This is a genomic window from Streptomyces jumonjinensis, assembly GCF_009600885.1.
Taxonomy (GTDB): Bacteria; Actinomycetota; Actinomycetes; order Streptomycetales; family Streptomycetaceae; genus Streptomyces; species Streptomyces jumonjinensis.
This window is the reverse complement of the sequence record NZ_VCLA01000203.1, coordinates 11,449-13,534: the sequence shown is the minus strand read 5'-3', so window position 1 is coordinate 13,534 and position 2,086 is coordinate 11,449. Positions and strand designations below refer to the sequence as shown.

The 2,086-nt window shown below is 69.5% G+C and carries 2 protein-coding genes; both read right to left on the bottom strand.

Going from position 1 to position 2,086, the window contains the following annotated elements; translation table 11 throughout:
* Positions 1-308: 308 nt before the first annotated feature.
* A complete protein-coding gene (locus FF041_RS36900) occupies positions 309-1,019 on the bottom strand; it encodes a hypothetical protein (protein WP_153527090.1) in 711 nt (236 codons plus the stop codon).
* A 604-nt stretch (positions 1,020-1,623) separates the two neighbouring features.
* Positions 1,624-1,986 carry a DUF6624 domain-containing protein gene (locus FF041_RS40725; RefSeq protein WP_350807103.1) on the bottom strand — a complete coding sequence of 121 codons (363 nt, stop codon included), beginning with the start codon at positions 1,984-1,986 and terminating at the stop codon, positions 1,624-1,626.
* Positions 1,987-2,086: the final 100 nt, after the last annotated feature.

Below are 2,086 nucleotides of genomic sequence, written 5' to 3'. Positions count from 1 at the left end.
AGCGAGGCCGGGCCTTCCGCGGTCCGGGTGCTGCGGCGGGTGCGCGGGTTGTGGTGTGCGCCGAGGGGTGGGGGCGGGAAGGCGGTCGTCATCAGCCCGGTCGTGAAGAGCCCGCCCGGGGTGGTCCGCCCGGCCGACGTGCGAAGGGCTGGCTCCCGGGCGGACTCCACTGCTCACGCTGCCCCGGCCTGCACGGCCGGTATCGTGGCCTCGGCCGGGCGGCGCGCTGACCGTCCTCCTGACGGCGCTGTCGTCCCTGCTCACCGAGGACTGGCGCACCTCGAACGCGGCGGACGGCCCGGCGGGGATCAGGCGTAGTAGGGCCCGGGGTGGCTCCAGCTTCGGCTGCCGAAGAAGTGGGGGGAGTTGACGGTGATCTTGATGTTGGAGACCTTCAGGCCGTACTGGTGAGCCTGGGTCCCGGGCGGGCAGTTCACCTGCACCGGGGGGAAGTTCATATGGAACTTGGGTCCGAGGTCCGACCCGGGACTCAGGAAGTTGCGGTACACCGCGGTCGCGTCGGCGTAGTAGAAGCTCTTGTACACCGGCTCCTGTATCTGGCGGACGACCAGGCTGTCCGCCGGGTCGTAGCCGCCGTCCGGGCGCAGGCAGTGAAAGGTGCGGGCCATGTCGGCAACGGCCCGGAAGTCGTGAGCCTCGCCGCTTATCGGAACCTGTGGGATCAGATCGCCCGTGGGGCTGAAATGGGGCTGGTTGCGGACGTTGTGCAGGTAGACGTCGAGCTGGAAACCGCCGCAGCCCTCGGTCGCCCCGTACTCGTGGTAGCGCAGCTCGCATCTGCGCTCACCGACGGCCGCCGTGGGGTCGGGATCGTACGGCTGGGGCACGATCGCCCAGTAGAGCTTCAGCGTCGCCGAGATGCCGTCCGGTGTGGGTGCCGGCACGGGATACTCGGCGACGGCCCGGGCCGTCCCCGGCGCGGACAGCGCGAAGGCGGCGCCCGCCAGCAGGGCCAGTGCGGACCGGGCCAGAGTACGGAGCTTACAGACGGTTCCCATCAGGATTTCCCCTCTGTCTCCTTCACCACTGACGCGTCCACGTCAGCGTCGTCACGCTATCCGTCCCCCGCGGCGGCCACCGGGGGAACGCTGTGGTCTGCACAAGCGGAACACGATCACATCGCACTGCTCCGCGAAGCAACGCCCTTCGAGTGCGAGCCGTTCGCGCTCGTCATGTGGGCGCCTGTTCTGTACGGGGTGTCGGCAGGGATGGTCGGGCTCGGCTGCTGTGACGGCGGTGGTCAGCCGGCCGGCGTACGGCTTCCCGGACTGGCGTGCCGGGGATGTTCCACCGGTCCGCGGCGCGGGCGAAGGATCCCCTGTCCGCGGACAGGGGATCCAGACGCCCCAGGAAGCTTCATCACCGCTGACGATCACCAGTACCCGGCAGACCACCGGGTCACCACAAGCCCACCCACCGAAGCCCGCTCCCGCCCACCATCGCCACAGCCCCGCTCGCGCCTGCCTCACCGCACTCGTCGCCCATCTGGAAACCGAGGGCGTCACCCTCTACGAGCTGTACGCGAGCGGCGGCAGCGCCCCGCTGTACGAGTCGCTCGGATTCGCCCCCGACCCATTCCTCATGCGGGTGACCCGCTTCCCCCTAGACGCACATCAGCGCAGCCTGCGGCCCAGTGGGAACCGCTGCCGCCCGGGTCCGCCAGCGGCTGATCCGGTCGGTACGCAAGGTACTGGAGGCAGGGGAGGCGCCCTGCCCCGGACGGTACGGATCATCTGGGTACGGAGAACGACTTGAGGTAGTCGGCCAACGGCTCGAACCCCATGCGGCCCGACGCGCATCTACTCCCGGGGGATCGATCATCGGGAACGGGATGAGACTGCCGTCGTCCTGGCCGGCGAGCTGGGTCCCGAAGACTTGAGGTTCGCCCCGGTGAACGCGGACCCGGTCCTTCAGCAGAGCACGGTGCCGGACATCGGCGTCCCCCGCCGTGACCGCCCGCGCCAGCAGATCGAGACGCTCCTCCTGGAACCGGGGGTCGCGGTCGGAGTGCTGGGCGATTCACCAGTCAAGTCCTCTGTCGGATCTGGAGTTTTCGGATTCTGAA